The 25282-nt window shown below is 60.5% G+C and carries 24 protein-coding genes; 12 read left to right on the forward strand and 12 right to left on the reverse strand.

Features of this window, described 5'->3' with window-relative positions; translation table 11 throughout:
- Window positions 1–35: 35 nt before the first annotated feature.
- The 3 genes from FDQ92_RS09820 to gatC all read right to left on the reverse strand — a co-directional run bounded on the left by FDQ92_RS09820 (window position 36) and on the right by gatC (window position 4282).
- A complete protein-coding gene (locus tag FDQ92_RS09820) occupies window positions 36–2177 on the reverse strand; it encodes a FapA family protein (protein ID WP_170180283.1) in 2142 nt (713 codons plus the stop codon).
- 325 nt (window positions 2178–2502) lie between these two features.
- Window positions 2503–3966 carry an Asp-tRNA(Asn)/Glu-tRNA(Gln) amidotransferase subunit GatA gene (gene gatA / locus FDQ92_RS09825; RefSeq protein WP_137424593.1) on the reverse strand — a complete coding sequence of 488 codons (1464 nt, stop codon included), beginning with the start codon at window positions 3964–3966 and terminating at the stop codon, window positions 2503–2505.
- Window positions 3967–3991: 25 nt separating this feature from the next.
- Complete coding sequence (gene gatC, locus FDQ92_RS09830) at window positions 3992–4282, reverse strand: Asp-tRNA(Asn)/Glu-tRNA(Gln) amidotransferase subunit GatC (protein WP_137424594.1); 291 nt, start codon at window positions 4280–4282, stop codon at window positions 3992–3994.
- A 376-nt stretch (window positions 4283–4658) separates the two neighbouring features.
- Here gatC and FDQ92_RS09835 point away from each other — a divergent pair, with 376 nt between their 5' ends.
- A complete protein-coding gene (locus tag FDQ92_RS09835; RefSeq protein ID WP_137424595.1) occupies window positions 4659–6554 on the forward strand; it encodes an ATP-dependent helicase in 1896 nt (631 codons plus the stop codon).
- 71 nt (window positions 6555–6625) lie between these two features.
- Here FDQ92_RS09835 and FDQ92_RS09840 read toward each other — a convergent pair whose 3' ends face one another.
- Window positions 6626–6928 carry an AF1514 family protein gene (locus FDQ92_RS09840; protein WP_137424596.1) on the reverse strand — a complete coding sequence of 101 codons (303 nt, stop codon included), beginning with the start codon at window positions 6926–6928 and terminating at the stop codon, window positions 6626–6628.
- Between the two features lie 237 nt (window positions 6929–7165).
- On the opposite strand from FDQ92_RS09840, the gene FDQ92_RS09845 reads away from it, so the two are divergent.
- Window positions 7166–7369, forward strand: a complete 204-nt coding sequence (locus FDQ92_RS09845; RefSeq protein ID WP_137424597.1) for a hypothetical protein — start codon at window positions 7166–7168, stop codon at window positions 7367–7369.
- A 51-nt stretch (window positions 7370–7420) separates the two neighbouring features.
- On the opposite strand, the gene FDQ92_RS09850 is transcribed toward FDQ92_RS09845, so the two are convergent.
- Complete coding sequence (locus FDQ92_RS09850) at window positions 7421–7615, reverse strand: ferredoxin (RefSeq protein WP_137424598.1); 195 nt, start codon at window positions 7613–7615, stop codon at window positions 7421–7423.
- Between the two features lie 321 nt (window positions 7616–7936).
- Here FDQ92_RS09850 and FDQ92_RS09855 point away from each other — a divergent pair, with 321 nt between their 5' ends.
- The gene (locus tag FDQ92_RS09855; protein ID WP_137424599.1) at window positions 7937–9010 is read left to right on the forward strand and encodes a branched-chain amino acid aminotransferase; all 1074 of its coding nucleotides are present in this window, start codon (window positions 7937–7939) and stop codon (window positions 9008–9010) included.
- A gap of 289 nt (window positions 9011–9299) precedes the next feature.
- On the opposite strand, the gene FDQ92_RS09860 is transcribed toward FDQ92_RS09855, so the two are convergent.
- The 4 genes from FDQ92_RS09860 to pgeF form a co-directional block, all read right to left on the reverse strand.
- The gene (locus FDQ92_RS09860) at window positions 9300–9878 is read right to left on the reverse strand and encodes a flavodoxin family protein (RefSeq protein ID WP_170180284.1); all 579 of its coding nucleotides are present in this window, start codon (window positions 9876–9878) and stop codon (window positions 9300–9302) included.
- A 68-nt stretch (window positions 9879–9946) separates the two neighbouring features.
- Window positions 9947–10927: a dihydroorotate dehydrogenase gene (locus tag FDQ92_RS09865; RefSeq protein WP_137424601.1), complete on the reverse strand. Its 981-nt coding sequence runs from the start codon at window positions 10925–10927 to the stop codon at window positions 9947–9949.
- Entirely contained in the window at window positions 10873–11742 is an 870-nt protein-coding gene (locus FDQ92_RS09870) for a dihydroorotate dehydrogenase electron transfer subunit (protein WP_137424602.1), read from the reverse strand. Before FDQ92_RS09870 ends, FDQ92_RS09865 begins: the two co-directional genes overlap by 55 nt.
- Window positions 11743–11752: 10 nt before the next feature.
- Window positions 11753–12535, reverse strand: coding sequence for a peptidoglycan editing factor PgeF (pgeF, locus tag FDQ92_RS09875; protein WP_137424603.1), 783 nt, complete (start codon window positions 12533–12535; stop codon window positions 11753–11755).
- A gap of 457 nt (window positions 12536–12992) precedes the next feature.
- On the opposite strand from pgeF, the gene iorA reads away from it, so the two are divergent.
- From iorA to FDQ92_RS09890, 3 genes are all read left to right on the forward strand, one after another.
- Window positions 12993–14855, forward strand: coding sequence for an indolepyruvate ferredoxin oxidoreductase subunit alpha (gene iorA / locus FDQ92_RS09880; RefSeq protein WP_137424604.1), 1863 nt, complete (start codon window positions 12993–12995; stop codon window positions 14853–14855).
- A gap of 48 nt (window positions 14856–14903) precedes the next feature.
- Entirely contained in the window at window positions 14904–15533 is a 630-nt protein-coding gene (locus FDQ92_RS09885) for an indolepyruvate oxidoreductase subunit beta (protein ID WP_137424605.1), read from the forward strand.
- A 338-nt stretch (window positions 15534–15871) separates the two neighbouring features.
- The gene (locus FDQ92_RS09890) at window positions 15872–17272 is read left to right on the forward strand and encodes a hypothetical protein (RefSeq protein ID WP_211341240.1); all 1401 of its coding nucleotides are present in this window, start codon (window positions 15872–15874) and stop codon (window positions 17270–17272) included.
- A 573-nt stretch (window positions 17273–17845) separates the two neighbouring features.
- On the opposite strand, the gene FDQ92_RS09895 is transcribed toward FDQ92_RS09890, so the two are convergent.
- Together FDQ92_RS09895 and FDQ92_RS09900 are read right to left on the reverse strand one after the other, a co-directional pair.
- Window positions 17846–19297, reverse strand: a complete 1452-nt coding sequence (locus tag FDQ92_RS09895; protein ID WP_137424607.1) for a diadenylate cyclase — start codon at window positions 19295–19297, stop codon at window positions 17846–17848.
- Between the two features lie 6 nt (window positions 19298–19303).
- Window positions 19304–19780, reverse strand: coding sequence for a DUF2914 domain-containing protein (locus FDQ92_RS09900; protein ID WP_170180285.1), 477 nt, complete (start codon window positions 19778–19780; stop codon window positions 19304–19306).
- Between the two features lie 340 nt (window positions 19781–20120).
- Between FDQ92_RS09900 and FDQ92_RS09905 the strand changes: the two genes are divergently transcribed.
- From FDQ92_RS09905 to acpP, 3 genes are all read left to right on the forward strand, one after another.
- Window positions 20121–20732 (forward strand): thermonuclease family protein, encoded by a 612-nt coding sequence (locus FDQ92_RS09905; RefSeq protein ID WP_170180286.1) that lies wholly within the window; start codon window positions 20121–20123, stop codon window positions 20730–20732.
- 266 nt (window positions 20733–20998) lie between these two features.
- Entirely contained in the window at window positions 20999–21931 is a 933-nt protein-coding gene (locus FDQ92_RS09910) for a TetR/AcrR family transcriptional regulator (protein ID WP_137424613.1), read from the forward strand.
- A 21-nt stretch (window positions 21932–21952) separates the two neighbouring features.
- A complete protein-coding gene (gene acpP / locus FDQ92_RS09915) occupies window positions 21953–22192 on the forward strand; it encodes an acyl carrier protein (protein WP_137424615.1) in 240 nt (79 codons plus the stop codon).
- A 513-nt stretch (window positions 22193–22705) separates the two neighbouring features.
- On the opposite strand, the gene FDQ92_RS09920 is transcribed toward acpP, so the two are convergent.
- A complete protein-coding gene (locus FDQ92_RS09920; protein ID WP_137424617.1) occupies window positions 22706–22903 on the reverse strand; it encodes a hypothetical protein in 198 nt (65 codons plus the stop codon).
- 387 nt (window positions 22904–23290) lie between these two features.
- Here FDQ92_RS09920 and mraZ point away from each other — a divergent pair, with 387 nt between their 5' ends.
- The 3 genes from mraZ to FDQ92_RS09935 all read left to right on the forward strand — a co-directional run bounded on the left by mraZ (window position 23291) and on the right by FDQ92_RS09935 (window position 25237).
- Window positions 23291–23752, forward strand: a complete 462-nt coding sequence (gene mraZ, locus FDQ92_RS09925; protein ID WP_170180287.1) for a division/cell wall cluster transcriptional repressor MraZ — start codon at window positions 23291–23293, stop codon at window positions 23750–23752.
- Between the two features lie 134 nt (window positions 23753–23886).
- Complete coding sequence (rsmH, locus tag FDQ92_RS09930) at window positions 23887–24837, forward strand: 16S rRNA (cytosine(1402)-N(4))-methyltransferase RsmH (protein WP_137424620.1); 951 nt, start codon at window positions 23887–23889, stop codon at window positions 24835–24837.
- A 94-nt stretch (window positions 24838–24931) separates the two neighbouring features.
- The gene (locus FDQ92_RS09935) at window positions 24932–25237 is read left to right on the forward strand and encodes an FtsB/FtsL family cell division protein (RefSeq protein WP_137424622.1); all 306 of its coding nucleotides are present in this window, start codon (window positions 24932–24934) and stop codon (window positions 25235–25237) included.
- The last annotated feature ends 45 nt before the right edge of the window (window positions 25238–25282 follow it).

The following is a 25282-nucleotide window of genomic DNA, read 5'->3' on the forward strand; positions in this document are numbered from 1 at the left end:
CGTTCCACCCGGACGGAGGCCGGTCACAGCGGGATTCAGGATTCCAGCGGCCGCACCGTGATTTTCGCCTGCACTGCCGCCGGCATTTCCGGTTCGTCCACCTTGACTTCCTTGAAGAGCACGCGTTTGAGTTCTCCTCCCACCTTCATGGACGACCAGCGGCCCCGGATTTCCGTTCCGGGCATCACCGTGTCGTAAACCTTGATGACCGCTGGAGCTCGATTGGATTTCCCCCATTCGGCGAGCGCTTCCATTTCGGCTCTGAGGTGGTCCATGGTCAGGTGGAGCGACTGTTTCTTGGCCGCGACGTCGCCGATCTTCTTCTTGATGCGGTCTTCCAGGTCGAACAGGCGTTCCAGCTCTTTTTCGGCTTCCTGAATGCGAGCTTCCAGCCGGCTCATTCTCCGGGTCGTGTCGGGGTCCGCCGCGGCCTCGCCCTGTGAGGCCTTCGCCTCGATAGCGCGGAGTTCGCGGGTCGCCTGATCCTGCATCACCGCCAGTGAACCCACCTTGAGTTCGGTGCGTTCCACGAGCCTCTTCAGCTTGCCTTCAGCATTCATCTGCCGATGCATCCGGTCGCGGCACATGGCGATCCGCTGGCTCAGGACGGCCAGGTCTTCCTTGAGCTTGCTGTCCACGCCGAAGGTCAGCCGGCAGGCCCGGGACTGTTCCGAACCGATCTGGAGGGCTTCGATGCCCTGTTTCGCGATCACGTTCGACGACAGGATCTTGCCGCTTCGAACGATACAGGCGCCGCTCGTTTCGATGGTGCAGTCCACGATGCTTGATTCCACCACGATGTCGCCGGACGCTCGAATGGTGGCTCCAAACACGTGCCGGGTTCTCAGCGCGCCTTGTGCGTGGATGCGGGCGCCGATGATGCCCCCGGAAACGGTCACGTTTCCCTGGGTTTCGATCTCCGCCTTGGCGATTTCTCCTGCGGCAAGGCTGTTGCATCGGATGCGAAAACCGTCTTCAATGGTTCCGGTCACCAGGACGGCGCCTTCGAAGTCCACGTGGCCGGTGGTGAGGTCGACGTTGCCGCGGATCACGTGCTGCGGGTTGACGAGAATCTTTCCGTCGGCGGTGACGGCTGGACTCCCGTGTTTGGCGGCATAGGCCTTGAGTCCGTCTTCGGAGAGGCGCGCACCGGGGCCGCAACGAAGGCGTACGTCACGGGGTTCCGGCGGCTGAATCTTTTTTCCATAAACGTCCGTTCCGGGTTCGCCTTTGACCTTGGGGATCTTTTCGGCCAGCAGATCGCCCGGGCGAACCTGCGGGATCTCACCGCGTTCCCGGAAGTCGATCTTGCCGCCCGAACGGATGGTTCCGATTTTCAGTGGATCGGTGTCGAAATAGTACTTGATTTGGGCGTCCCGGCCGGGCTTGGGGGGCGTTCCCTGGGCGATGGAAATCTTCGTGTCCTTTTTGGGTCTCTTGTTCAGCATGTCGACGACGAGGCTCAACGGAAAGAGTTCCCCCACGATCCCGTTGCTTCGAACAAACGCCTTCAGCGCGGCCGGCGTGGGCGCTTCCGCGACCAGGCAGCGAACCACCAGGTACGCCTCCATCCCGTCACTGGAGGCTTCAAGGCTGAACAGGTCCTTCATCCAGGGGGGAGGTGCCTCCGGGACCGCGGTGTCCCGAACGTCTTCCGCGCCTTCCCGCCGGGGATGCGTCTCGGCCGTTTCCGAGGACGGCCGGGGCGGCTGGTAAGGCGCCAGGCATTCAGGGGGAGCCCCTTCGATGTTTCCTTCAGACAGAAACGTCAATACCTTTTCCTGGTCTTCTTCCGTGAGGATGCCCCTTTCCGCCAGGATAGCCCCCAAAGGGCGGATGATGCGGTGCTGCTTGAATGCCTCCCATTGATCGTTGAGCGCCCCTTCCACGCTCTGAGGACCGGCCAAGCCCAGTTGCACCGCCGCCGCCGCGAATTGCTTGTCCTTCTGGCGCAGGATCAAGAAGGACTGAACCTCCAGGAGGTGGTCCAACTGGTCTGCGGAAAGGATTCCCCGGGACACCAGGATTTCCCCCAGGGGAATCTCCTTCCCCTCCTCCTTCTGAGCCCTATGGTACGCGAGGGCCTCGCGGATTTGCTCCCGCTGAGCCATCCCGTACTTGATGGCGAGCTTTCCCAGGATGATCAAAGGATCTGCCGATTCTTGGTGGGCTGACATGGCAACCATCCGTTCGGTCGGGGGATGACGGCTTCCGGGATCCGTAGTCCTTCATGGACTGAATCGGCAAGTGCTTGAAAATCTTTAGTAGCGTACAAAATAATAGAGCTGATATTTGATGCCAAATTCTATTTCCCCTCCCCTTGTGGGAGGGGATTAAGGGGAGGGGGATTTTTTGACATTCGGAGGGCTTCCAAGCCCTGGACACCTGCGGGATGGATGCCGGTCCCGGCCGAGGGGCGTTCGACGGGGTCACGCGAAAGGCAATCGGCGTTCGAAGGAACCTCAGAGCCCGACTTTCGTGAGCTTGTTTTTGGACAACCTCTCAGTCCAGGTCCGGCTTCCTCTTGACCTCCGGCAGGGCCTGTTCGAAGTGCCAGGCGACCTGAAGCACCCGGTCTTCACGAAAGTGAGGTCCCAGGATCTGCAACCCGATGGGAAGGCCTTCCCGGGTGAACCCGCACGGCACGGAGACACCCGGCACCCCAGCCAGGCTGGCGGGAAGCGTGAAGACGTCGCTCAGGTACATCTGGAGGGGGTCGTCGGTTTTTTCGCCGATCTTGAACGCGGGGAAGGGACTCACGGGTGCCAGGATGGCGTCGCACACCTTGAAGGCTTCGATGAAGTCGTTGCGGATGAGCGTCCGAACCTGAGACGCCTTTCGGTAGTAGGCGTCGTAATAGCCTGCCGAGAGGCTGTAAGTTCCCAGCATGACCCGGCGTTTCACTTCGGGGCCGAATCCTCGGGAACGGGTCAGACAGTACATGGAAAGCAGATCCTTCGCTTCTTCCACCCGGTATCCGTATTTCACGCCGTCATAGCGCGCCAGATTGGAGCTGGCTTCCGCCGGGGCGATGATGTAATAGGCGGCGACTCCGTATTCCGTGTGCGGGAGCGACACTTCTACCCGCCGGGCCCCGAGACGTTCGCAGGTACCGATGGCTTTTTCCACCGCATCGGCGACATCGGGATCGGTCCCTTCCACAAAATATTCCTTCGGAATGCCGAGCCGAAGGCCTTGGACGGGCCGTCTCAAGGCGGCCGCGTAGTCCTCCACCGAAATGTCCACGGACGTGGAATCCCTGGGGTCGTGTCCCGCCACGGCCTGGAGCACCAGGGCCGCGTCTTCCACGTCCTTGGTGATGGGTCCGATCTGGTCCAGCGAGGAAGCGAAAGCGACCAATCCGTAGCGGGAAACGCGGCCGTAGGTCGGTTTCAACCCAACCACGGAACAAAAGGATGCCGGCTGGCGGATGGACCCTCCTGTGTCCGTCCCGATGGCCGCCGCGCAAAGGTCCGCCGCTACGGCCGCCGTGGACCCACCGCTGGAGCCGCCGGAGACCCGTTCCGTATCCCAGGGATTTCGAACCGCGCCGAATGCGGAATTCTCGTTGGACGATCCCATGGCGAACTCGTCCATGTTCGTTTTGCCCAAAAAGATCGCACCTGCGCCTTTGAGGCGTTCGACGGCGGTGGCGTCGAAAGGCGGCCGGAAGTTTTCGAGGATACGCGATCCGCAGGTGGTTCGGACTCCCTTGGTGCACAGAACGTCTTTCAGCGCCAGGGGCATCCCGGCAAGCGGCTTTTCCCGGACATCAGGGCGATCCCGGTCTATCTCCTCGGCCTGGGCAAGGGCTTGGTCGGCGAGCACGGTGATGAAGGCGTTGAGTCGCGCATCGACGGCCTCGATCCGGCGAAGGAAGGCGCTCACGATTTCGACGGCGCTCACTTCTTTTCGCGCCAGGAGGTCACGGAGTTCGTGCAAGGTCAAGGCGTGGAGCTGCGGCATGGGGGCACCTGCTTCAAAGGGGTTTTCAGATCACCTTCGGAACGACGAAACTCACCCCGTCGGTCCGAGGAGCGTTCGCCAAACCGGCCTGCCGTTCCAAGGAAGGCCGGACGTCGTCGGAGCGGAAGACGTTCTGGATCTGGATGGCGTGGGTCGTGGGTTCCACCTGAGACGTATCCACCTGGTTCAGCTTTTCGATGTAGCCCAGGATGCTGTTGAGCTGACGGGTCATGCGCTCCACTTCGGTGTCGTCCAGTTCGAGCCGCGCCAACTCGGCCACGTGGCGGACTTCCTCTATCGTGATCTTTTCGGTCATCTGCATTCTCCCCGCCCGGTCCATCGGCATCTCAGGGCCGAACCGGCCCTCCCTGATCGCTTTTTGAAATCGCCGCCCTCTCGGGTGCTTTTCGGGCTGCGAGAGCGGTGGGTGTTGCGAGAGTTAGTCTCTACCACAGACCGATCCTCCACGACAAGCGTGTGGCTTGCCGGCCTGCCTGCCGGCAGGTAGGCGACCCCCGTCACGGTCAAGGCTGCTCCCATCAAGGGATCAGAATCACTGACTTTTGACTGCCGAACGGGCTCCTGGAATATCGAGAAGGCTTGACACCGGAGGCGGGCCTGGGGGATATGGAGGCGCCGCCGGCGGGAACGGCCGGGGAAATCGACAAGCAAAACCGAAGGCGAAGGAACGCATGCTGGAACTTTCGGAAGAGCAGCGGAAAGCGGTGGAGTACGTGGACGGGCCGTCGCTGGTGACGGCGGGCGCCGGAAGCGGAAAGACTCGAACCCTTACGGCCAAGATCGCCCACCTGGTGAACCGGCTCGGCCATGATCCGGCTCGGATCCTCGCCATCACCTTCACCAACAAGGCGGCCGGCGAAATGAAAAGCCGCCTGCGGGCGGTCACGGGCCGACCGGCCGAAGCCTTCCCCTGGGTTCGCACTTTCCACAGCGCCTGTTTTCAGATCCTCAAGGAGCACTGCGAGGTTCTGGGCTATCAGAAGCCCCTCACCATCCACTCGGAATACCAGCAGAAGACCAATCTGAAGAGAGTGCTCGGACGACTGGACCTCGATCCCAAGCTTCTCAACCCGATGCGGGCGGCCATTTCCCGGGCCAAGAATTCGGAAAATCCCTGGCACGCCCTGGACCATTCCTTCCGCGTTCCGAGAAAACGGGAAGCTTACGAACTCTATAACGAACTCCTGGTACAGCAGAACGCTGTGGACTTTGACGACATCCTGATGCTCACCCGGGACCTGCTCCGAAACTACGGCGAAGTGCGTGAAATCTGCCGGGGACTCTTCGATTATATCCTGATCGATGAGTTCCAGGATTCCAACGCCATCCAGAACGAAATCGTCGACCTGCTCCTGAGAGACGGCCGGCTGACGGTGGTGGGCGACGACTACCAGAGCATATACCGGTTTCGCGGCGCCGATCCGGTGCATTTCATCCGCTTTCCGGAAAAGTTCCCCGGGGCCGCGGTGTTCCGACTCGAGGAGAACTACCGCTCGACCGAAGCCATCGTGAAGGCTGCGGAAGCCCTGATCGCTCACAACCGGTACCGGATCGAAAAGACCTGCTTCAGCCGGCGTTCGGGCCCTCCCGTCGCCGTCCGAGGCTTTACGGGCGAAGACCTCGAAGCGGCCTGGGTGGCCGACTGCTGCTGGCAATACCATCTTTACGAGAAGATCCCCCTGGATCAGATGGCCGTCCTCTACCGCACCCGCTTCTGTTCGCTCGCTTTTGAACGTGCTTTCCGTTCGTCGGGGATACCCTATCAATTGATGGGGGGACGGGGATTCTTCGAACGGAGGGAAGTGCAGGACATCAACGCCTACCTTGTCGCCAGTGTCAATCCGAGGGATGACGCCTCATTCGAACGGATCGTGAACGTCCCCAGGCGGGGCATTGGTTCCGGAACCCTTCAGAAGATCATGGGCTACAAGGCGGGGCCGCTTTCGATGCAGGAGGCCTGCCGGCTGGCCTTTGAAGACGGCGTTCTCCCGAAGAAGACGGCGAAGGAACTGGGGCGACTCCTCCATCTACTGGAAAGCCTCGGCCGGGAAAGACCCGATCGGGCCATCCGCCGGATCCTGGAAGAAACCGGCTATGTGGAGTATCTGGAAGCCTTTGCGGAAAATGAACGCGATGCCGGAGAGCGCCTGGAGAACATCGAACAGATGGTGCACGCGGCTTCTCAGAAACAGACCATCGCCGAATACCTGGAAGACTGCGCCCTACTTCGGGAAGACCAGGACGACGCCGACGACGGCCACGGGGTGCGGCTTTCCACCTTCCACGCCGCCAAGGGACTGGAATACCGGGTGGTTTTCGTTGCGGGCGTGGAAGAGGGGCTGCTGCCTCACTGGCGGTCGGTAACGGTCGGGACCGGCCAGGAGGGCGGGGCGCTGGAAAACGAGGCGGGAATCGAGGAAGAGCGGCGCCTGCTTTACGTGGCCATGACCCGGGCTTCGGAGCGGCTGCACCTCAGCTGGTGCCGCACCCGGAGGGGCGAACTTGTGAGCCCCAGCCGCTTCCTGGACGAACTTCCGGAAGGCTTGATTGTTCGAGAAGATTTGTGACCGGCACGGTCCCCTCGCGGACGAACGTCGAAGGGCCTTTCGCTTCGACGCCCCTCGATCCGCCTCGCGCCTCAAGGGCCGCTTCGGAAGACAAAGACGTAGGCCTCGCGGTCCACCGAAACGGTCACATCGCCGCCTCGGGATTCCGCGTAGACCAGCCAGCCGGGCTTGTGTTCGTCGCAGCATTCCACTTTGGGGGAATAGGTTCCGGCCTCGCGATCGTACCAGGCGAGAAGCATGGGTTCCGCCAGTCTTTCGCGCGCTTTTTCTTCGGCGAGCCGCCTGGCCGTCTGGAAATCGACGGTCCCTGACGGCGACCGCACATCAATGGGCTTCGAAAGCATTTCTCGTGTCAGGGCCTTGCAGGCCGTCATGGTATGCCTCCTTCGATCCTTCGGAACATCCGCCCCTTCGAACACTGAGAGGCCGTTTTCCCTGGCGGTTTTTTGCGGCCGTAGAATTCAAGCGGCGCTGCCGGAAATTCCCGGCCGAAATCGGATGACACCGCAGTCGGACGGTGATAAAGATGAACCCAAAAAAAACGGATCCTGCCGGCAATGGGAAGATGCGGTGTGAACCCGGCCGGTGGGTGAGACAAGGAGCCAGCCGCCGTGAGTACCGTCATGCCTGAAGGCGAAAGCATCCGAAAGGCCGTCAAGTGGGTTTCCGACAACCTTGAAGAAGACCCCTGCCGGTCCGTCAAGAAGCTGGTGAACGAAGCGATCGTCCGGTTCGATCTCTCGCCGGTGGACAGCGAGTTCCTGATCCGACTCTATTGCTCCAAGGAAAAGGCCCAGACAGCCTCGCCGGATTGAAATCGGGTTCCGCCCGGCCGCTCGGGCGGGTTCCGGCGTCCGCCCGCCTTTCTATTCCGTTATGACGATCGCTTCGTTGGGACATCTGCGGGCCACTTCCCGGCACTTGCCGTGAAGGCGGGGCGGGATTTCGTCAAGTACGGCCACGGCCTTCTTGCTTCCCTCCTGGAAACGGAAGACTTCCGGGCATTCCTTGACGCAGATGCCGATGGTGCCGCACTTCATCTGGTCCACTGCCACTTTCATCGCTCGCTCCTCCTGCCGGCTGTCGGCGGCTTCGCTGGTTGCGGGGGGCGCACCTCCCGAAACGTTCTTTTTCTGATCGATAACCCGTCGCAAGGCATCTTTCAACGTTTGAACGCAGTGAGCGGTTCCGGAACCGGATCGCCTTCCCGGAACCGGGCGGGGCGCAGCGGGGTGGCAGGGGTGGATTGTTTCTTTGAAAAGTCGGGCGATAAGGTGTAGTTTGCCGAAAATCGGCGGATTGGAGGGATTCAGCCGTTTTCGAATAGAGGCGGCGCTACGGAGCCAGGCTATAGATCCTGTGAATCGAGAGGGGGAGTACGGATGAAGATCGTGATTCAACCCGCACGACCGGAACAGCGGCGCGACAGGCCTGCGGGCGACAAGCTGGTGTTCGGTAAAAACTTCAGTGATCACATGTTCCTCATGGACTACCGGGAAAATGGTGGCTGGCGGGATCCCAGGGTGGTGCCTTACGATAATCTGACCATGGATCCGGCGGCCATGGTGCTCCACTATGGCCAGGGCATCTTCGAGGGGCTCAAGGCCTATCGCTGGGCCGACGGACGCATCCACCTCTTTCGCCCTGAAAAGAACGTGGAACGGTTCAATCGGTCGGCACGCCGCATGTGCTTGCCCGAGGTGGATCCGAATCTCCATCTGGAGGCCATAGAAGCCCTGGTCCGGATCGATGCGGAGTGGGTCCCGCGGAGCGCGGGTTCCTCGCTTTACATCCGGCCCACCATGATCGCGACCGAAGCGGCCCTGGGCGTGCGCCCGGCTCATGAATGCCTCTTCTACATCATCACCGGACCTGTAGGTGCCTACTACCCTGAGGGGTTCAATCCGGTGAGAATTTATGTTTCGGACGAGTACGTGCGGACGGTTCGGGGCGGCCTGGGGGAAGCCAAGACCATGGCCAACTACGCGGCGAGCCTTTACGCCCAGGAAATCGCAAAGAAAAAAGGCTTCACCCAGGTGCTCTGGCTCGATGCCGTGGAACGGCGCTACGTGGAGGAAGTGGGGACCATGAACATCTTCTTCCGGATCGACGACGAACTGGTGACCCCGCCGCTCACCGGGAGCATTCTTCCGGGCATCACCCGCGATTCGGTGATCCAGCTGGCCGGGCACTGGGGAATCAAGGTGACTGAGCGGCTCATCAGCATCGACGAGGTGATGGAAACCATAGAGACCGGGGCCATGAAGGAGATCTTCGGAGCCGGCACGGCGGCTGTCATTTCCCCGGTTGGTTCTCTTTTTTTCAAGGAGAAGACTTACAAGGTCCAGGACGGCGGTGTGGGCGAATGGTCCCGGCGGCTCTTCGATGAAATCACGGGCATCCAATACGGAGAAAAGGAAGACCCCTTCGGCTGGGTGAGGGAAGTCAAGCCATGAGAGGGTCGATCCGCCCGCTGGTTCGGCCGTCGCTGAAATGTAACAGACAAGGGGTTGAATTCCATTCGGCAGGTGGTTACCTAAGAATCAGGTAGGCCGACATCACGTCGCCTTCTCCTAACCCCTCCTAGACCTGCCCGGTTTGACCCCTCCAGCCGGGCAGGTTCTTTTTTGACCTTGTGGATGTCTCTCTGACGCGCCGGGGGTGACGCCTCAACCGGGCCCACGTGGTTTGCTCGTTCAGGCATGTTCCAGCAACGGGGCGTCAGCCGCCGCATCGCAGCGGGTTTCAACCGGTATCGACGAAATTCCGGCCGGCCTGGCGGCATTCATCCAAAGCGGCGGGGTGATTTTGGATGTCGCCCTTGTGTTCGATCTGTCGAAAGCAGAGCTCCCCTGCGTAATCCATGTCCAGGGCGTCGAAGAAATAGTGAAGGGTCAGGGCGGCGCAGTCGAAGAGGCGCTTACCGCGGGTGGCTCCGGCGCTCAGGAGAAACCCCTTTCGTGCGGAGCGCCGCGACGGCCGTTCTTCGCGCTTTTCCAGTTCACGGCGCATGTAACAGGCCTGGGAACGGTCGATAAGGAGCTTCAGCTGTCCCGTGACGCCGTAAAAGTAGATGGGGGAGGCGACGACGATCCGGGGGGTGGCTTCAAGGAGGGGGTAGACGTCGGTCATGGCGTCTTCCACCACGCATTCGCCCGTTGCTTCGCAGCCGCCGCAGCCGATGCAGCCCTGCATCCTGAGCCGGCGCACGTAGACCCGGATCGGTCGAGCCCCCCCGGCTACCGCTCCTTCGAGAAACGCGTCCAGCATGGTGTCTGTGTTCCCCCCTTTTCGAGGTGACCCGTAAATTCCGAGAACGTCCATGTCAGGAACTCCTTGCGGGATGATCGGGCGAGTGCCGGCCGGCTTTCGATTTGGTGTGGCAGGGGCAATCAGAACCGGCACGCTTCTTCGGCAAAGGGAAAGCGGCATTCGGCGTCGAGTGTCCCGATGTAGTCTTCGATGCGGGAGAGTCCCAAGAAGCGGAGAACGCGTTCGATGCCTTCGAGGATTTCCATGGTGGCCGTAGGGCGGACGAAGTTGGCGGTCCCCACCTGGATCGCACGGGCGCCCACCAGCAGAAATTCCATGGCGTCCACGGCGCTCGCAATGCCGCCGATCCCGATAACCGGGCAGCGGACGCTCTGAACCGTTTCGTAGACACACCGGAGAGCGATGGGCTTGATGGCGGGTCCGGAAAGGCCCCCCACCAGGTTCGCCAGCTTGGGGCGGCGCGAAAACGCGTCCACGGCGAGCGCCGATACGGTGTTGATGCAGGAAACGATGTCGGTTCCGGCGGCTTCCACGGCCTTTGCCACGGCGGCGATGGACGTGACGTTGGGGGTGAGCTTGGTGATCAGCGGGAGCCGCGTCGCCCGCCTCACTTTTTCCACGAGGTGCCCCGCCATGGCCGGGTCGGCTCCGAAGGCCATGCCGCCTTCCTTGACGTTGGGGCAGCTGATGTTCAGTTCCAGGGCGGCGATCCCGGCGATGCCGTCCAGTCGGGAGGCCAGCTCAACGTATTGATCCGCCGTGTTTCCCAAGATGTTCACGATCACGGGCACCCGGCGCGACTGAAGGGCGGGGAGCTTTTCTTCCAGAAATTTATCAATACCCACGTTTTCCAGTCCGATGGCGTTGATCATTCCCGACGGGGTTTCGACGATCCGGGGCGGCGGGTTGCCCGCACGCGGCTCCAGCGAAATCCCCTTGACCACCACGGCCCCAAGCCTGGTGAGATCGACGAAATCGGCGTATTCTTCCCCGTAGCCGAAGGTGCCGGAAGCCACCATCACGGGATTGGCCAGGGTCAACGGTCCTAGACGCACACGAAGGTCGGTGGCGTGACCGGCGGCGGCTGCATCTTGTTCCATCGAATCGATCCTGCCTCGAAGATGGGTCCGTCTTTGCACACATGGACATAACGGTCGGCGTTCGGAGCCTTCGGATCGGGCGCGGGAAGCGCGCAACCGAGGCAGGCGCCCAGGCCGCAGGCCATGAGAGATTCCAAGGACAGTTGGGCCGGAGTTCCTCGGGAGAGCGCCCACTGTGCCACCGCGAATTGCATGGGGAGGCTTCCGCAGGCATAGATCACGGCCGGCCGCCAGCGGTCTTTTTCCAAAACGCGGCGGAAGAGGTCGACCACGGTGCCGCAGAAACCCGCGGTTCCGTCGTCGGTGCTTCGATGAACGGGGAGGTTGAGTTCCGAAAAAGTGCTTTCCGGAAGCATTTCGGCGGCGGTTCGGGTGCCGTAGAAGAAGTGGATGTCGACCGCGCCCCCGAAGAAGGCGCTCGGTTTCGCCAGCTGATGCAGGAGTTCGTAAAGCGGGGCTACTCCGATTCCGCCTCCGACTACGGCCACCGGTCCGGGACGGTCCGGCGGCCGGAAGGCGTTTCCAAGCGGACCCACGACGCTCACGCGCGATCCTTGCCGCGTCTGGGAAAGCCACCAGGTGCCGCGGCCCACCACGCGGTAGAGGATTTCAAAGACCGCGCGTTCGGGATGGATGCGATGGAAGGAAAAGGGGCGGCGGAGCAGCGGGTCTGTGCCTTCCCTGATTTGGAGCATCACGAACTGGCCCGGCCGGGCTTCCGCCGCGATCCGCGGGCATTCCAATACAAGCCGCCAGGTGGTGTCGGCGACTCCTTCGTTGGCGAGAATCAGGGCTTCTTCCTGGTATTTTCCCATGAGCGTGCCTTCAGTTTTTGCGGCGCCAGCCCACGACGGCGGCCATGCGGCCGGTGATGCGCTCCCTGCGGTAGCTGAAAAAATCCTGCGCCTCGCAGACGGTGCATCGGCCGGCGATTTCGATCCTCTGGGGGAGCAGCCCCGCGTCCATCAGTTGGCGGCGGCTGATGGCCCAAAAGTCAAAGAAATTCGGGGCGGTTCGGAATGGTAGGAACGATGGGGGCAGTTCTCTTCGATGGTTGACGAATTCGGCGCAGCATGGGCCCAGCGACGGGCTGACGGCGGCGACCATGCGCCGCGGGTCGCATCCGAATCTTTCTTTGAGGAAACGGACGGTTTTGGGGAGGATCTCCTTGACGCTTCCGCGCCAGCCGCAGTGGACGTTGGCCGCGACCCGCTTCTCCGGGTCCACGAGGAAAACCGCTTGGCAATCGGCGATCTTGATCATGAGGCCGACGCCCGGAAGGCGCGTAACCAGGGCGTCCCCGGGCGGAGCCGGTACGAAAGGGCGCCCCGGATCTCGGGTTTCCAAGACGCTTTCGTCCACGACCTGGATCTCCGTTCCATGGACCTGCGGAGACGAAACCAGGTGATCGAAACCCAGGAACCTCTTGACACGGAGCAGATTTTCATTCACGTGCTCGGGGCGGTCGCCGTTGGTCCAGGCTGTGTTCAATGTGTCGTACGGCGGAAGACTCACACCGCCGTGGCGGGTGAAGACCCCGTGGGTCAGACCGTCGAGTGCTTCGAGCAGGCGGTAGGTGATGGGTGTGAGTTCTGAGGGAATCGGCATGGAGCGCTCGTTGTGGTTTCACATTCGGGTCTTGGGGAAGTCACGCCCAAGGCGTGGTGCCTGGCGCTCTCCACGGGCCGGCTCCGCAGTCGGGCCGTAGCGGCTCCGCCGGGCATGGTACCGTTCCAAGGCGCCTTCCCGCCTGCGTGTCGGTGACGGGAATCGCGGACATTTGTCTATAACACGAACCCCCGCGCGCTCAAAGGTTTAGTCTCATTGCGTTGACAGATACCCCCCGATTGCTGCTTATTAGAGAAGGTGGCCGAATTCATTGGCATCTTTCTCATGATCAGGTTGGTGGAACGTGGGAGTTTGGAAAGAGAACAGAAAAAGGTTAAGCTTTTTGTCGATCAGAGCGGCAACCGCAGGGCGGAGTGATGAAACCCCGATGAGTCTGGGTGCCGTGGATGAGGACCGTGATGGTTCAAGAATGTCATGAGTGTGGAGGATCCCCTGGATGCAGTCTCTACTGAGAGCGAAAAGCGACGGGAAGCAGTTCTTGTTGGGAAACGAGGCTATCGTGCGCGGCGCCCTGGAAGCGAATGTGCGATTCGTGGCCGCCTATCCCGGTACTCCGTCCTCGGAAATCATCGATCGCTTCTTCGAGATCGGCGAAGCATCGGGTGTTTACGTGGAGTATTCGGTCAACGAAAAGGTGTCGGTGGAGACCGCCTGCGCGGCTGCTATATCCGGCCTGCGGAGCCTCTGTTCCATGAAGCACGTGGGGCTGAACGTCGCGGCGGACGCCTTCATGACCCTGGCCTACGTGGGGGTGAAGGCCGGAATGGTCATCGTCAGTGCCGACGATCCGTCGCTCCATTCCAGCCAGAACGAACAGGACAACCGTTACTACGCCAAGATGGCCAACGTGCCCATGCTGGAGCCGGCCACGCCTCAGGAGGCCAAGGACATGACGGCGGCCGGCTTGGAGCTGTCCGAGCGTCATCGGATTCCTTGCCTGCTTCGGACCACCACACGAGTGAATCACTGCCGAGGCGTGGTGTCGCTCGGCGACCTGCCTTCCGTGGTCCCCAAAGCGGAATTTGTGAAGGATCCGTTCAACCTGGTGGTGGTCCCCATGGTGGGCCGCAAGCTGAGGCTGGCTCTTCTTAGGAAACTGGCGGAACTCCAGGAGGCGTCGGAAAACAGCCCCTTCAACCGAGTGGCGGGGACAGGGAAATGGGGGATCGTGACCAGCGGTGTGGCGTCGCTTTATGCTCGGGACGCCGTCAAGGAGCTGGGCATCGAGAGTCGGGTGTCCATCCTGAAGCTGGGCTTTACGAATCCGCTGCCGCGAAGACGGATCCAAGGTTTTCTTAAAGGGATGGAAAAGGTGTTGGTGGTTGAAGAGTTGGAGCCGTTCCTGGAAGAAGCGGTCAGGGGCATCGCCCAGGAAGCGGGGATCAGCGCCGTCATCGCCGGCAAGGGGGACCACCTGATTCCGCGGGCTTTCGAACTGGACACCGCAAAGGTGAAACGGGCGGTGAGCGGCTTCTTCGGCGTTCCCTATCAGCCGCCGACCCTCCTCGAGGTCCCCGATCTTCCGGCTCGACCGCCCAACCTCTGTCCGGGATGTCCTCACCGGGCCACCTACTATTCGGTGAAAAAGGTCTTCGGCGAAGACGCCGTGTACCCCACCGACATCGGCTGCTACACTCTGGGGCTTCTCCCGCCACTCAACATGGCGGATTTCCTCATCTGTATGGGATCCAGCATTTCAACGGCCGGAGGGTTCAGCAAGGTTCTCGACCGGCCGGTGGTGGCCTTCATCGGGGATTCCACTTTCTTTCACGGTGGGATTCCCGGGCTTGTCAACGCCGTGACCCATCGCCACAATCTGCTCTTGGTGATCCTGGATAACGGCACCACGGCCATGACGGGGCACCAGCCCCATCCGGGCGTGGAAATTACCGCGGAAGGGGTGAAGGAGCCGGCCGTCAAGCTGGAAGACGTGGTGCGGGGCTGCGGCGTTCAGCGGGTCCGTGTTGTGAATCCGCTTCAGGTGAAAAAGACCGAGGAGGTGCTGAAAGAGCTGCGCGAAGCCATGAAGGAGGGCGGTGTCTCGGTCCTCATCTCCAAGAGTCCCTGCCCGCTGTTCGAACGACGGATGCTCAAGAAGAAGCAAAAGGTCGTCTTCCAGGTTGTCGAAAGCTGCAATCTCTGTAAAGAATGCCTGACGTCCTTCGGCTGTCCCGCCTTCGTGTGGGAAAAGGGAAGCGACCGGGAAGAACGCGTGCGCATCAACGAAGCCCTGTGCAACGGGTGCGGGGTCTGTTCCCAGCTGTGCTCTTCCATCAAACCCAAACGGATTGAGGCTTAAAGCGGCCCGGGGCGGCGGATGCGACGGAAATCGACGGAGAGGACATTCATGACCCGAACGGAAAAGCGGACTGTGGACGGCATGCGAATTTTCTTTACCGGGGTCGGGGGACAGGGCACGCTGCTGGCGACCCAGATCACCGGTGAAGCGGCCCTGCAGGAAGGACTGCCCGTTTCCATGAGCGAAATCCACGGCATGGCCCAGCGGGGCGGGGTGGTCGAATCTTCCATCGTGGTGGGGGATCTCTGGAGCCCGACCATTTCGGATGGTGATGCCGACGTGATGGTCGCCTTCGAACCCCTGGAGGGCCTCAGGGCTCTCCCCAAGTGCCATGCCGGAACCATCGCCCTTGTGAACAAAACCCCCATCGTTCCCTTCACCGTGGCCGTCGGCCAAGGGATTTATCCACCCGTGGAAGAGATCGTCCAATCCATCGCACGGGTCCTGGAGCGGGTGGTGACTTTGGACGCCACCGCCATGGCCCGGGAGGCGGGAAACGAGAAGGCCACCAATATCGTGATGATCGGGGTGCTGGCCGGCTTGGCCCTGCTGCCCGTTTCCCGGGACAGCTGGATCCGGGCGATCAAGAGCGTCCTTCCTTCGAGACTCCATGATTTGAACCTCAAGGCCTTCGAACAGGGTTTTCGCGAAGGGACGGCGGCGGCAAAGGCTGCCTGAGCCTTCGAAACGGCATGGGCCGCACAGGATTTTCGAGCGGCGGCAGGCAGCGCAGGATCCAAAAACCCGGGGTTGACATGGCCCTTCTGCTTTCCTTCCGAATTGCCGATACGGTAATTGAAGGCGTTTTGTTTGGTGGAAGGCCCACTTGCCGATGCCGTGGAAGGCGCCCTCGGAGTGATCCGAGTTTTCTTTGACTTGGCACATGAATTGCTTATAATCATGTGCATGAAGGCGAATAGATTGTTGACGTCTTCACGAAATCAAGGTAAAGGGAACCGATCCTCAGGAAGGGGTTTGAACGATCCCATGAACGGGTCGGAGTGGAGGAAGGCGGCATGATCATCAGTCATGATCTTCTCGAGAAGACTTGCAAGAACATGATCGAGACAATCCTGTTTTGTTTGGATCATGCTACCAAGGGGACGATTTACCGGATCGGACCGATGCCGGAGTTGCGGTCGGTACGCATCACGTCGGGGATCCGAGACGAGATCACCGGGTCCATCCATTGGGGCCTTCCGGAGACCTCGGATTACAACCCGCCCGGAAAGACGTGGGAGCAGTATCGTGACCGGCCGGGCCATGTGCTGGAAGCCATGGGCTGGTGTGTGGAACGCCAGATGAGCTGGACGGCCGACAATCCTTATGAAGATCTTCGGAGCGTACGCAAGCAGCTCATCGGCGAAGCGGAAGACTGCCACCACATGGAACCCGTTCTGGTGAAAAAGGTGGATCTTTACGGAGAAGACGCCTTCCGCCTGGAGTACCCGGTTGCGTGGAACGGAACGCCTATCTGGAAGGATACCGAATACGTGGTGGTGGCGGTGATCAAGATCCATTTCCGCCCGAACACCATCCGCCGCGGCGACCGAAGCACCAAGGTGATCAAGAAGCTCAGTCACGTGCTGGGTACGGAGATGTTTTCCAACCATCTGCGGGAGACGCTGTTTCAGGCCCGTGAGGAACTGACCAACCAGCGGTTTCAGTCCTGCAACGCCCTCGCACACGAACTTCGGAACACCCTGGTGAAATTGAGTTTCATCTTTTCGGCTATCAACGCGGAAATCAGCTATCTTCGCGAACAATGGGAGGAGCAGCTGCGGAAGTCGGTGGCCGGTCTCGAGGACAAGGCGGCGATCCTCGGTCGTTTGAACATGCTCATTCTTGGTCGGATGCACGAACTGAACGGCCGTGCCGACATGGCGCAACTTTCTACGGAACTGATGTCGGACCAGGAAGAACTGGCGCAGCTTCCGCTGCTTCCGGAGCAGAGTGAGCAGTGGCTGCAGCACAAGATTTTATGGAAGTGGGAGCATCTGCTGTCTCAGAGCGATGTGTGGCGCCAGGAAGAGAAGGAGATCCACGAACTCTTGGAACGGCTGAAGCGGGCGCTGTGGATCGGAACGGATCCGTCGCTGGCGGAACGAATGCTTCATATCCCCGAAGATATTCGGGTTCTGTGGCCGAAGGTGGTCTATACCGAGTTTTCGCCCGAAAGGATCCCGCTTCTGGACGACATTCTGAGACTCTTGGAACACCCGCAACTGACCATTCCTCACAAGCGGCAGACCCTGAAGATCCTCTCATCCCTTAAGGCGCTGGCCGAAACCATTCCGGACGTGGAAAAGCGCGCCAACAAGATCCTGTTTTCGCTCAAGAACGGCAATACCGCGGACGATGGGGAGGTCCCGCCTGGAGACGGCGGCTTGGAAGCCGCCGCCGGAAATCCCCGGTGATTCCCCCCCGTATCCGCGTCCCCGCCCTGATCGATCGACCTTTCCCATCGGCGAAACGATAAACGAAAGCCGCTGCGTTCAAGGGAGGCTTTTCCCCCTGCGCGCTGGGTGTTCGTCCGCCCCCAGGGTCCAGCATCATGCCTGAGTGGAGGGATCTACAGGGGGGTGAAATTCCACCTTGTTCCCAAGCTCCAGCTTGGGAACACAACTGTGCAGAAGCTCCAGCTTCGGTTCCCATGAGGCCGCGACCCATGCACCTCATCACGAGGAGCCCCAGATCTACCGAAGACCATGCAATCGTTCAAATCTTTGGCAGCGTTCTAAAGTGGAGATCTTAAGCAAAAAGGTTAACCAAGGTCAAAAAATTCCCCTCTGCCCCCTCCCCTTAATCCCCTCCCGCAAAGGGAGGGGAAATAGAATTTGGCATCAAATATTAGGTCTATTATTTTCTACGCTACCAATTCTCTACAGTGAGGCGAAGCTGGAGCTTCCCGGGCAGGCCGTTCCCAAGCAGAGCTAGAGAACGAGGGGAGGTTCCGCCGCCACCTGGCTGTGTTCGGGCGAGCCGGGGGACTAAGGGCTTGGATTAGGGGCCTTTTCGGAGACGATGTAGCGGATGGTCACTGTGTCGCTGGTGCCCGGTGCGAGCTTCAGGGACGAAGGTGAAAGGATGATCCCGGCGCTCAGGGTGCCGGAGCGGGACAGGTTGTCCAGTCGGACGGGGGCCGTATAAAGGGTGTGAATGCTTTCGAGCAGCGTCTTTCCGCCCATGACTTCCACCTTTTCGGGTTCGACAGCCATTTCGGAGAGGATCAATCCTTCCGGAAGCCGCCCCGTCCAATCCACCTGAACGGGGACCACCTTCGATGCGGGCGTGTCCAATACTACTTCAACGGTGGCGGGATTGACGGAGTGGAGGAAGACCCCCGGCGGCAGAATGATGTTCTCCTGGGTGATCGGGAACACGTTCCGCCCTTCTTCCGCCTTGGCTAGGCTGACCCTCACGGCCACCTGTTCGGGTTTGAGCGACTTGAGCAGAGCACTTGATCCATGTAGTTGTAGGTGGACTTCCGTGACCGACGTCTCAAGGATCTGGTACTGAAACGGACGATTCACGTATTCGATGGGCACGCTCAGTGCGATCAGAGTGTCGCGGCTCCTGGTGAATCCGAACCAGATGCCCGTCATGACGATGAACGAAAGCAGCGCGGCCACAACGAGTCGGGTTCGTTCTCTGCGCTGTTTGTCTCCTCCATCGTCTTTGGAAATATTCAGGTGTTCCTGTAGAAGATGGGCGAGATCTTCCGGTTGCAGTATGGGTTTGATCCAGTTGTCCTTGGCTACCGTTACACGCCCCCGTTCTTCGGAAACGGCGATGACCAGCGCGTCGGTCCGTTCGGCCAGGCCGGCGGCCGCACGATGCCTGGTCCCGTAAAAGGTGGGAAGGTCCTGGCGCTGGGAAAGCGGCAGGAGAACACCCACTTCAACCACCCGGTTTCCCTGGATGACAATGGCTCCGTCGTGGACCGGATTATTGGGCCAGAAAATGCTCATGAGCATTTCGGGAGAAACCGTGCCGTTCCAGGGGATGCCCCCGTGGACCAGTTCCCGCAGGTCTTCTTTTCCCGGAATGACGATGAGTGCCCCGATGCGCTTCTTGCCCATTTGAAAAACCGTGTCGACTATGGTTTCAATGGGCGTGGGTGTTTCGCGCAGCGGCGAACCCCAGAAGAAGGCTTTGAAGTTACGGGCCTGGAGCACCGAACGGATTTCATTTCGGAAAACCACGATAATGATGATGGCGGCTGCGGCTGTGATGGCCTGGAGTGCCCAGCTGGTCAGGATGAGTCCCAGGGATGCGGCCATTTCCTGGACGAGCCACACCGATGCGATGCCCGCCAGGATCCGGAAGGCGTTGGTGTTCCGAAACAGGACGTACAGGCGGAAAAGTACGTAGCTGTTGAATGTGATATCGACCAGGTCCTGCCAGCGGATGCTTCCGATGAAGGCCCAAAACTGAGACATTGCCTCTCAATCCGTTATGCTGAAACGTACGGTGCCCAACAGGTTGTTGCGTTCATCCGAAATTTCCACGCGCCAGGGTCCCTTATCGGTTTCCCGAAGCCGAATCAGGCTGTAGGTAGCCCACCGTGGAGGATTTACTTTGAGGCGGATCTGAGTGCTCAACCGGTCCCGATGGTACCAGCGGTGATAGATCCACTGGGTTGTCGGGACCGGATCCAGCAGCGTGTAGCAATAGACCTGGCCGGCCGATACAGGAAAGGCGTAGCCCTTGTTGACGGGGCGCATCTGGTCGATGGCCTCGCACATGGCCGTTTCAGCAAGGGCCAGCTGGGATGAGCGGCTTTCTTCGGCGGGTTGAACCGCTCCGTCTGCCGGGGATCCCTCTGTGTCCAACGCGTCCTGAGCGTTCACCGGAACAACCGCTCCGGCAAGAAGGAGCCAGGCGAGAAAAGGCGCGCCGAGTGCAAATTTCTTCAGAGGCATGCGGCGACTCCCCACAAGCGCGACCGGGCATGGATGCCCTGGCACTCCAGTTAAATCACATATCTGACCGAGATCAGTCCCGGAAGGGCCCAGGAGACTGGAATTCAGTCCGCTCAGATGGTGAGTTGAATCGGGAAGGTCAAGCGAAGCTTGGACCATTTCAACATTTCTAAAATACCAACGTTATGCTTTTCGTCAAGGACATGCTTGCCGAGATGGTGTTTTGGAACCGTTCGGCCGGTCCATGACGTGTGATACGGCGCCGCCCGAAGGACGGGGAGAGGAGGCTTCTGTGTTGAGGTCTATGAGAGTTGGACGTATCGGGAGGGGGTGGCCGGCCGTGCTGGGCCTCCTGTGGGTGCTGGCGGCAATCGCGTCCGCGGCCCGCACGCTTCCGGAAGAGGGCGTGGTGGCCAAGGTGTTTGACGGTGACACGGTCCTTTTGCACTCCGGAGAACGGATCAGGTACTTGGGGATCGATGCCCCCGAGGTGGCCCATGACCGCCGGCCGGCGGATTGTTACGGGTACGAGGCGAAGGAACGAAATGCGCGGTGGGTGCTGGGAAAGAAAATCCGGCTTGAATACGAAGGCGAGCCCAGGGATTCCTATGGTCGGCTCATGGCCTACGTTTTTCTGACCGATGGACGTCTCATCAACGCCGAATTGGTTCGGGAAGGTTGCGCCTGGGTTTTCCGAAAAGACATATCGCCCCGCATGTTCGAGCGCCTTCTTTCCGCTCAGCGGGACGCCCTGGCGTACCGACGGGGTATGTGGGATGCGTGCCCGGTGGAACCGGAAGACCGGTACATTGGAAACAAGCGCAGTTATGTTTTCCATCGGCCGCATTGCCGGTTTGGAAAAAAGGTGTCGAAGACTAATCGCGTGGTCTTCTTCACCCGTTGGTCGGCACTGGAGAAAGGCTATCATCCCTGCAGGCGCTGTAAGCCTTGAAGGCTCTCCGCCGGCGGGCCCGAGCCGGCTTGCCGATCCACGCGGAGGAAGGCTTGGAACCGGGAATGTGCTGAACATTCGTAGCGGGCGCCGGCGCCGTGATTTTCGGTTTGTCCTGCGGCATCGTGGCGGAGCGGGATGTGCCGCCCGGGGGCTGCGGAGCGGGAGGTCCCAGGCGGTTTTCTCGTTTTTCCTTGACACGGAGGGGTCGACCCTGTAACACGGACCAGTCCGTCACTATGGACGCCGAAGGATGAGGGCAGACCATGAAAGGCAGGAAGCAACAGGCGGTACGGCTCCTGATCGAAAGGTTCTCCCGCGAGGGGCGCCCGGAAGCTCTTGTGGCCTTTTTCGAGAGCCGGCTGGCTCGAGCCGGTTCTCCGGAGCAGGTGCTTCAGGAAGCCCTGGAGACGTTTTGGGAAACCCGCAAAGTGATCCGGGAGGCGGGTGCTCCTGTGGATCTTCCCCTCTCCTCGCTGCTCGATATCCTCCAGCAGGCAGTCGTGGCTTGCGGGGTGGCTCCGGAGACGTTCTACCGCTTGGTCGCGCGGCAGCTCCTGGATGAAACCGAGGCGAACGACGGGGCGCGGGAGTTGCCGAGCGTGAGCACGCGGGAGAAGATTCTGAACGCGGCGCTGGAACTCTTTTCCGACAAGGGATTTCATCAGGCGACGGTCGACGAGATCGCGGACCGGGCCGGCGTGGGCAAGGGCACCCTCTATCGGTACTTTTCCAACAAGGAAGCCCTTTTTCACGAGCTTGTCCAGTCCCGGCTCAAGGACCTGGAACGACAGGCGGAAGCCGTTCTCGACGGGCAGGACGACGTCCTCACCATGATCCGCAAGTATCTCCGGATCTACTTTGAATTTTTCGACAAAAACCAGAGGCTCTACCGGGTGATGGTCCAGGAACATCCGGAGTTCGGGGAACGAGTGCAAGACCTTTACATTGAAAAGATCCTGAGGCGAATCCCTCTGCTGAAACGCAAGGTCTATGAAGCTCGACAGCGGGGAGTCCTGAGGGATGTGACCTTCAACACCACCTTTTACGGTGTGATGGGCTTCATCCATGGGGTCATCCAGCGCTGGCTCGCTCACGACTGCAGCTACCCGCTCATGGAGGAACTGCCCGCCGTGCAGGAAGTGCTGTTTTACGGATTTGTTCAGCAGAGGAAATCGGAACCGATCAGCGTAGAATGAATGACGGAGGAGGACAAAAAGATGGATACCAATGAAATGCGTCGGAAAGTGGTGGATATCATAGCCTCTCAGCTGGGCGTGGAAAAGGACATCATTACGCCCGAAGCGCACGTGGTGGACGACCTTGGAGCCGACTCCCTGGACGTGGTCGAACTGGTCATGGCCCTGGAGGAAGCCTTCGATCTGGAAATCCCCGACGAAGATGCAGAAAACATTCGCACGGTGAAAGATATCTTCGATTACCTGGAAAAGTCCCTGTGACGTCGATCCGTCAGAGCCGCCGCGGAAAGGCGCGGCCCGAGGCCGCAAGGAAGTTTGCGGCTGTCTGAGAATACCCTTTACCCTTCTGGGAATAGGGCGTCCGTTTTTTCGCGTAGGGGGCGGTTCGCGAACGGAATTTCCACCTTGTTCCCAAGCTCCAGCTTGGGAACACAACTGTGGAGGGGAGAGAGGGGGATTGTTTTGACCTTCGTTAACCTTTTTGCTTAAGGTCTCCACTTTAGAACGCTAGCAAATACTTTGCGTCAAAGTTAGTAGTAATCGGCGCCTTTGCGCGCCTCGAAGAGTCCTGGTCAGGGCGCAGCCCATGAACCTCAAAAGGAACGGCGGCCGATAAGCCGCCGTTCTTGTTTGTGGAAATCGTGCCCGAGTCGGTTGGAACGATCCCGGCGGCGAGCTGGCGGTCTTTCCAGCGGCTCCGATCCGCCTGCCTAGGTTCCCCGCCTCGAGGGCTCGACCGGCGCCCGGCGACTCCGGGTTCCCCGAAAGGCCCCCTCATTCGTCACCGGGTGGAACGGCCGACAGGTCCCGTGTGAAGTCGGGGGCCTGTGCGTCCACCACCGTATTTTTCAGCGCCCAAAAGATGCTCTTAAAATGCGACTCGAAATTGGTGGGAGAGATACGCCCCAATTCGATAAACTTGATCACGATCTCTTTGGCAAGGCGGAGGATTTTTTCGTCATCGGGATTCATAACGGTCTCGCCCCTGTGGATTCGTCGAAGTCCGGCGCCGTCGAAACCAAGAAAAAAGCCTCTGCTGGTTGGAGGGAAGGCCGGAAACGGTAAGCAGAGGCTTTTCTCGGGTGAACGGCAATACCCGGTTCAGGCATCCCCGTCCCGATGGGACCTCATTAGCACGGATGTGCGGCGGGAAGCAAGCAGGAATGTCTCGGGGGTGAAGTTTCCTTGTAGACCGTTGATGTTGGGGGGGGGTTCCGCCCACCTGTTCCCACCTGGATCGGAAAGTGGATTCTTTCGTATAAATAAAAACTTCAATCCCATGGATTTTGGTTTGACACAACCGCGAAGGGGGTGCTATGTAGCCGGCCAGTGGGAAAAGGTGGAAATTGGGGGGCAAACGTGGGACTCCTGAAGCAGCCGCGCTTCCGCGGACATTCCTTTCACCGCCTCGACAGCAAGGGACGGCTTCGGATTCCCACGAAGTTTCGCGAAATTCTGCAGCAGAACTATACCGACGGGCTCATTCTCACCAACATGCCCAACTGCCTCGTGGCCTATCCGCCCGAAGTATGGGAAGAAATCGAAAGCAAGGCGGTCACGATGTCTCAAGTTCAACCGCAGCAGCGGTCGTTCGTTCGTTACTTCATCGCCAGCGCCGTCGAATGCGAATTCGACAGGCAGGGCCGCATCCTCATTCCACCGCTGCTGCGGGCGCGAGCCGAAATCGACCAGGAAGTGTTGCTGATCGGGGCCATGCAGAGTATCGAAATCTGGAGCCGCGACAGTTACGAACGGGAAATGGAGCGGAGCAAGCAGAATTTCGACCAGATGGCTCAAGACGCTTCGGTGATCGGTGTCTGATGCCCGTGGCGTGTCCGCGTCGTGTTTCCTGCTGATCTTGAAATCCTGTGGCGATCCCGTGAAGGTGAACGCCGGCGCCGGTTTCCTTTAAGGGGCCTTGCCGCGCGGGAAGTTGAAATCGTGAAGGCCTTCCAATGAGTCTTTCGCAAGAGACCAGGCATGTTCCGGTGCTGAGGGACGAGGTGATCGAGGCTCTGGCTTGCACCGCGGGCAAGCGCTACGTGGACGGAACGATCGGCGGTGGAGGCTATGCGGAAGCGATCCTGGAAGCGTCCGGCCCGGACGGGCTCCTGCTGGGCCTCGACTGGGACGAAGACGCTCTGAAACGGGCCGCGCGGCGGCTTTCACGGTTTTCGGGACGGTTCTTTCTGGAAAGAGGAAGCTATGATAATCTCTCGGCTTTCCTCAAGTCCCGGGGATGGGAACGGGTGGACGGGATCGTGTTGGACTTGGGGGTGTCGTCGGATCAGGTGGAGGACGCCGACCGGGGATTCAGTTTCGCATGGGACGGACCGCTCGACATGAGGATGGACCGGGGGAATCCTGTGACGGCTGCGGATCTGGTGAACCGGCTCCCGGAACACGAACTGGCGGATGTCATCCGGACGCTGGGTGAGGAACGGTGGGCCCGGAGGATCGCTCGGGCCATCGCCGCCCGGCGTGCGGATCGGCCCTTTTCCAGGACCTTGGAACTGGCGGCATTGGTTGCGGCCGTCGTTCCGAAAACGGCGGACAGCCGCCGGATTCATCCGGCGACGCGCACGTTTCTGGCTCTCCGGCTGGCGGTGAACCGGGAGCTCCAGGTGCTGGAGCGTTTTCTCCAGTCGGCTCTGGACCTTTTGAATCCCGGTGGGCGGCTGGCCGTCGTCACTTTCCATTCCCTGGAAGACCGTCTGGTGAAGCGGGCTTTCCAGGAGTGGGCCAAACCGTGCCGCTGCCCGCCCGAGGCACCGAAATGCACGTGCGGCGGACAGGCTTGGGTGAGGCTGCTTCCGCGAAAGGGTGTCCGGCCTTCGGAGCAGGAAGTGGCGGCCAATCCCCGGGCTCGGAGCGCACGGCTGAGAGCGTTGGAAAGAAGGCTTTGAGGCGGGTTGTGCGTGAAAGCGCCGGAAAGGCGGCCCCGGCGGGTGCGGGAGGACGGATCCAGGGTGATGTTCACGGAAGCCGGGATTGGGGGCGATGGCGAAGCGCGAAGTTGGCGGAACGAGGGCAACGGATTTCAACACGTGGGTTGTGCGGGCGGGCGTTTTGGCCGCCGCCGCGCTGGTTCTCGGTATTTTCCAAGTCTGGCTCCACGTGCATCAGATCCGGGACGGATACCGCGTGGCCCGCATGCAGCACGCCTGTGAAGTGGAACAGGACTTGAGGCGGAAGCTGGACGTCGAATGGCAGCGCCTGGCGTCTCCGGCCGCGCTGGAAAAACTTGCGACGGGCCGGTTCGGCTTGAAGCCGCCTCGGCCGGATCAGAAGGTTCTTCTTCCTTGAGTGGAGTGTACGCGGGATGCGATCGCCGAAGCGGCTGCAGAAACG

The organism is Desulfoglaeba alkanexedens ALDC, from assembly GCF_005377625.1.
In the GTDB taxonomy this organism is placed as follows: Bacteria; Desulfobacterota; Syntrophobacteria; order Syntrophobacterales; family DSM-9756; genus Desulfoglaeba; species Desulfoglaeba alkanexedens.